Below are 6,013 nucleotides of genomic sequence, written 5' to 3' on the forward strand. Positions count from 1 at the left end.
AATAGGGGATATGCTGTTTTGTTCACTTGCAAAAGTCTACATTTTTGTTTAAACTTTTACTTTAATGGGTTAAAAAATTAATAATAAGCCTTTTGAACGAAAAATATTCTCCTCTTTTTTATTATCTTTAGTACCGTTGGAAATTATTAATCTTATATAAATGGAAGCTCCTGTACAATTAGTTTTAATTATTGTAGGTTCGGTAATCGGATTTTTTGTTTTACTCTATCTGCTACCCCTAAATTTGTGGTTTACCGCACAATTATCAAATGTAAAAATTAGTCTGTTGAATCTGGTGCTGATGCGTCTACGGAAAGTAAGCCCGGCATTGGTGACCAATGCGATGATTACTTCGACAAAAGCCGGCTTGAAGATCTCCTCCAATGAGATAGAAACCCATTACCTTGCGGGTGGAAATGTCAATAAAGTGATCAAGGCCTTGATTTCAGCGGATAAAGCAAATATTCCTTTGGATTTTAAATTAGCGACCGCGATTGATTTAGCGGGTCGTGACGTATTTGATGCGGTCCAGTTGTCTGTAAACCCCCAAGTCATCAATACGCCTCCGGTAGCTGCTGTGGCGAAGGATGGTATTCAGTTGATCGCTAAAGCCAGGGTTACCGTACGTGCAAACATTAACCAATTGGTTGGTGGTGCAGGTGAGGAAACCATTTTAGCTCGGGTTGGAGAAGGGATCGTAACGACCATTGGTTCTTCCTTGAACCATAAAGAAGTGTTGGAAAATCCAGACCGCATTTCAAAAACAGTATTGTCTAAAGGACTGGATTCAGGTACCGCCTTTGAAATCTTATCGATTGATATTGCGGATATCGATATTGGTGAAAACGTAGGGGCGAAATTGCAGACGGATCAGGCCGAAGCGGATCTGAAAGTAGCCAATGCAAGGGCAGAAGAACGTAGGGCAATGGCTGTGGCTACGGAACAGGAAATGCGCGCGAAGGCTCAAGAAGCAAAAGCCAAGGTTATCGAAGCAGAGTCACAAGTGCCTATGGCCATGGCGGAAGCATTTAGAAATGGTAATCTGGGTATTATGGATTATTATAAAATGCAGAATATCCAAGCGGATACCGATATGAGAACATCTATTTCAAAGCCTAACGGTCCGGAAAAGAAATAAGAAAAAACCCTGACGATGGGCGCCAGGGTTTGATACTAACCAATTATAAACCTAAATTATGAAAAGACAATGTTAAAAATTCGCTGCATTGGATTTTTTATCCTTTCTTATGCGTTGAATTATAGTACAAAGGTACATCAGAAAATTATAAAATCAAGAGAATTGCCATAAAAAGTTGCAGTTGCAACTATAATCTGACAATTCTCTGATTTATGTGTTGTAACTGATAAAACAATGTCTTTTTTAGATTAATTTCCTGCACTTTGCTGCCAAAAAGATTGCTTAAATTTGGGGCAAAGAAATGTTATGATCTTCCAAAAGCTATTATCAATTAAAGCAGTTGTACTCGATGTGGATGGAGTAATGACTGATGGATCTCTCCAGGTCTCTGAAGAAGGGCATCAATTACGGACTTTTTATGTAAAGGATGGTTATGCTATGCAATTGGCCATCAAACGGGGTCTTCCCATCTGGGTTATTTCAGGAGGTCGTTCCAAAGGGGTTCAATCCCGAATGGAAGGACTGGGAATAAACGAGGTGCATATGGGGGTAGCAGATAAATTGACTCTATTGAAGGAATTAATGGGGAAATATAGCTTGGAAAAGGAAAACCTCCTGTATATGGGTGATGACCTTCCGGATTATGAGGTCATGCAAGCGGTAGGTTTTGCCTGTTGTCCTTCAGATGCTGTGGAGGAAATCAAAGAGATCTGCCATTATATGTCACCATTCGCCGGAGGTAGGGGAGCTGTTCGCGATATCCTGGAAAAAACCATGAAACTGCAAGGGAAATGGAGTGTGGAAACGACCATTAAAAGTATCTGATGATTTTACAGGAAAAATTAAGATCCGTCGACATCGTGCTAGGATCAAAATCACCACGGCGGAAGGAGTTGCTGGCGAGTATGGACTTGGACTTTGAGATAGAAGTTCGGGAGACTGATGAAACAGTAGATCCGAATCTAAGCCCTTTGGAAGTGGTGAAGCTGATCGCCAAAGAAAAATTAGCAGCATTTAGTGACGACTCCTATTTTGATAAGTTGCTGATCTGCGCGGATACGATTGTGCTGGATTCCGATGGGAAGGTCTTGGGAAAACCAAGCGATCTAGAGGAAGCAAAAGCCGTTATCAGGCAATTGGCCAATAACCTGCATTATGTCTATACGGCAGTAGCTCTTTCCTATAAGGATTATCAATATTCATTTGTGGAAGAAACCAAGGTTTGGTTTTCCGATTTAAGTGAGGAGGAGATCAGCTATTATGTAGAGAAATATAAGCCTTTAGACAAGGCTGGTTCCTATGGCATCCAAGAATGGATCGGTAGGATAGGGATCGCAAAGATCGAAGGTTCGTATGAAAATGTGATCGGTCTTCCGACGGCAAGATTACAGGAAGAGTTAAAGAAGATATTCTAATAATTATAAGTGCATTAGAATAAAAAAACCGCTAATCTCATTTGAAATTAGCGGTTTTTTGGTTTTAGCTGACCAATAGTTTATATCCTTTTCCATGCACATTGACGATCTCCACATTCGGATCTTCTTTCAGGTATTTTCTTAGTTTACTCAAGAAAACATCCATACTCCTTCCGGTGAAGTAATTATCATCGTGCCATATTTTTATCAGGGCTTCCTCACGGGTCAGTACATCATTTTTCTTCAGGCAAAGCAAGCGAAGCAGTTCAGCTTCTTTGGTGGATAATTTCTGCTGTTGACCTTTGTAGGAAATGATCTGACTCGTATAATCAAAGAAATAATCGCCGATCTCAAACTTGTCGGAAACCTCTTCTTCCTTATCCTTGGATGCGCGTTTCAATAACGCATTGATCCTTAATAATAGTTCTTCGACACGAAAAGGTTTGGTGATGTAATCATCACCTCCAAGCTCGAATGCCTGGGTTTTATCTTCCATCATCCCTTTTGCTGTGGCATAAATGATGGGAACAGTTTGATCAATCTTTCGGATGTCCTTTCCAAGGGAGAAGCCATCTTTTTTAGGCATCATCACATCGAGGATGCAAAGGTCGAACTCGTCCTTTCGGAATGCATCCATGGCCTCTTGACCATCAACACATAATACGACTTCGAACTTGCCTTTCAATTCTAAATAATCTTTCAAGAGTTCCCCCAAATTTGGGTCGTCTTCTGCTAATAATATTTTTTGGTTCATAAATTTCAAGCTATTATGTTAAGCCACTTCGCGTGAAGCACTCTTCAAAGGAAGGGTTACTTCAAATTGTGTGCCTTTATCTTTTTCACTCTTAACTGCGATTCTTCCATTTAGGCGTTTGACGATGTCATTAACATAACTCAAACCTAGCCCAAACCCTTTCACATTATGGATATTACCAGTTGGAATGCGGTAAAACTGGTCAAAAATCTTCTCTGCTTGGTCTTTTGTCATCCCAATACCTTTGTCGCTTACGGAAATAATGATGTTCTTTCCTTTGTTGTAAGTTTTAAAAGTTATGTCCGGACTGTCTTTACTATATTTAATGGCATTGTCTACCAGGTTGTACATGACATTCGATAAGTGTAGTTCATCACCGATCACCACATCTTCTGCAGCATCCAACTGAACCGTCAGATTCCCGTTGGCTTTTTCCAATTGGAGTTTCATACTTTCCAATACGGCGCTGGCCAAGGTGTTGATCTGTACATTGACCCGTTCAATCTTCAAATTTTCTTTTTCCAATCGCGCGATGTTCAATACCCTTTCAATATGTGATCCCAATCGTACATTCTCATCGTAGATGATGTTAGCGAGTTTATTGACCCGTTTTCCATCGGCGGAAATCTCAGGGTCACGCAGGGATTCACTTGCGATCATGATGGTAGCGACTGGCGTCTTGAACTCATGGGTCATGTTATTGATGAAATCCGTTTTCATCTCCGACATTTTTTTCTGACGGAAGATAATCATCAAGGTATAGGCAAAACACCCGATCAACAGCGCTAATAAAGCCAGGATTGGAAACAACCAATAGCCCATATTGCTGGTGATAATGCTTTTTTTGTTCGGGAAGAAAATGCGGAGTTCGCCGGGAGGTTTTCCTTCATCGCCCTGGAATAATTTGACCGCATAATCTTTATGGTCCTCGGAAAATTCCATGGGTTCATTATTGATCTGGTAAACCTCACTGAAGACCAATGGGGAATTCTTGGAAGTCTGTACCTGCATGACAAAGGATGCGGTAACTCCTCTTTCCTCTAGTTCCCTCACCAATAATTCCATGACGTAGACCCTGTTCAATCGTTTTTCAAGCGGGCGTTTGGCCAATTCAATACCGATGGCCACATCTTGGACCACGGAACTTTTCTTGCCACTTAACACCGCGACAGAATCGTAAAGACTGGAGGCTTCACCTAGCTTGGTCATGTTCAGTTTCTCGATCTGTTGTTCCAGGTCAATGATCTGCATGATCAATTTTCGGTTGGTCCGCGGTTGTAGGGTTATCCATTGAAAACTTGACGCTACCCGTTGGTTCACCTCAAAATGAGGTAGGATATAACGAGTACTGTCGTCCCTAACCGGGCTGTTGGGCAATTCTTTTATGGCATCGACCCGAGGGGAAGGCTGAATGGTACCATCGGGTTGTAGGATAGGCTCCAACCAGATGGTCAATAATTTTCTGTTCTCACTTTTACGAACGTAGGTCTCGAAAAACTCATTGCTGATGGGAACATTCATGAAGGACATGTTCAAGCGGCGTTCGTCGGCATTGAATCGCTGTTCATAGCGGAAAAGTTCGGCTTGAAGGATTTTGATCTTCTCCTGGATGGCCACCTGCTCGGTCAGGATCTTTTGCTTTTGTTCCTGCTCCTTTTGGCTTTCCAGAAAACGCTTCTGGTTCTGTCTTTCCTGTTCCCGAGCAAAATCATAGATCTCTTTCTGCTCCAGTTTATTTCCAACTGCTGCCAGGGATGCTTTGACAGCATCATCAAAAATCTTTGATTTCTGGCGGAAGGATTCGCGAATAAAATAATATTGCATCGCCATTACCCCGATCAGGGCGATGGACATCAACCAAATTATTAACGCAATACTTCTTTTCTTCATTTGTTACAAAAGTAATAAGGGAAATGACCTTATTTATCCATTTAACACAATTTAACAGCAATTAGGTCAGGCAAATAGTGGAATTCTTGTTAGCTTAGAGCATTGTTAAAAGATTATAAATCTAATGATTATGAAATATTTTGCTTTGTTGACTTTTGGGCTACTTTTTTCCATCAGTACGTTATATGCCCAAAATAAGGAAAATAAACAGGAAGGTAAAGTGATAAAGGGAGGTTACTCCATAAATGCTGATACCGCCAAGAGCAAAGATCAATTTTCAAACTTGAATTTTTTGATACAGCCACAAAAACTTGCAGTTAATGGGATTCCGAATGCATACCGTCAAAACGATGATTCGGTGATTCTACATAAATACCTGGACCCTAAGGCAAGTGTAGCTATGCCAGGTACCGAAATCCTGGACAATAAACAGGAGAAAAACCAAAAAGGAACCATCTTAAAACCTTTGATCAAGAAATAATAGAAATTAAGGAAAATAAAAAGCCCGGGCATAAGCTAGGGCACTGAAAAAGTCCTCTTTTAGATTGGGCAAAAAAAGGAGTAGAAAACAACAGTTTTCTGCTCCTTTTTTCGTATCTTAAAGTAGGCTTTAACGGACATCAGGATGCTCTCTACCCAACAAAAAATACAGTTCAGTTCCTATTCAGGATTGTACGATATCATTGTCCCAAAAGACAATCTACTTCGCAAAATCAACGATCTTATCGATTTCAGTTTTATACATGACGAACTTTTGGAGAAGTATTGCCGGACCAATGGACGCAACGCTGAAAGTCCAATCAAGATGTTCAAATA

The 6,013-nt window shown here is 40.7% G+C and carries 6 protein-coding genes and 1 pseudogene; 5 read left to right on the forward strand and 2 right to left on the reverse strand.

Translation table 11 applies throughout. The annotated features are described in order from the left end of the window. Positions 1-160 precede the first annotated feature (160 nt). From floA to CRJ00_RS11315, 3 genes are all read left to right on the forward strand, one after another. The gene (gene floA, locus CRJ00_RS11305; protein ID WP_099366984.1) at positions 161-1,138 is read left to right on the forward strand and encodes a flotillin-like protein FloA; all 978 of its coding nucleotides are present in this window, start codon (positions 161-163) and stop codon (positions 1,136-1,138) included. 306 nt (positions 1,139-1,444) lie between these two features. Next, entirely contained in the window at positions 1,445-1,963 is a 519-nt protein-coding gene (locus CRJ00_RS11310) for a KdsC family phosphatase (protein ID WP_099366985.1), read from the forward strand. Next, positions 1,963-2,553, forward strand: a complete 591-nt coding sequence (locus CRJ00_RS11315; protein ID WP_099366986.1) for a Maf family protein — start codon at positions 1,963-1,965, stop codon at positions 2,551-2,553. The genes CRJ00_RS11310 and CRJ00_RS11315 overlap by 1 nt, the downstream gene beginning before the upstream one ends. A gap of 64 nt (positions 2,554-2,617) precedes the next feature. Here the strand turns inward: CRJ00_RS11315 and CRJ00_RS11320 are convergent, their stop codons facing one another. Beyond that, positions 2,618-3,307, reverse strand: coding sequence for a response regulator transcription factor (locus CRJ00_RS11320; protein ID WP_180268482.1), 690 nt, complete (start codon positions 3,305-3,307; stop codon positions 2,618-2,620). 18 nt (positions 3,308-3,325) lie between these two features. Further along, entirely contained in the window at positions 3,326-5,197 is a 1,872-nt protein-coding gene (locus CRJ00_RS11325; RefSeq protein WP_099366988.1) for an ATP-binding protein, read from the reverse strand. 130 nt (positions 5,198-5,327) lie between these two features. Between CRJ00_RS11325 and CRJ00_RS11330 the strand changes: the two genes are divergently transcribed. Together CRJ00_RS11330 and CRJ00_RS11335 are read left to right on the forward strand one after the other, a co-directional pair. After that, entirely contained in the window at positions 5,328-5,678 is a 351-nt protein-coding gene (locus CRJ00_RS11330; RefSeq protein ID WP_099366989.1) for a hypothetical protein, read from the forward strand. Positions 5,679-5,822: 144 nt separating this feature from the next. Then, positions 5,823-6,013: pseudogene (locus CRJ00_RS11335) on the forward strand (IS5/IS1182 family transposase); the annotation flags it as partial.

The organism is Sphingobacterium sp. 1.A.4 (assembly GCF_002734245.1).
Classification (GTDB): Bacteria; Bacteroidota; Bacteroidia; order Sphingobacteriales; family Sphingobacteriaceae; genus Sphingobacterium; species Sphingobacterium tenebrionis.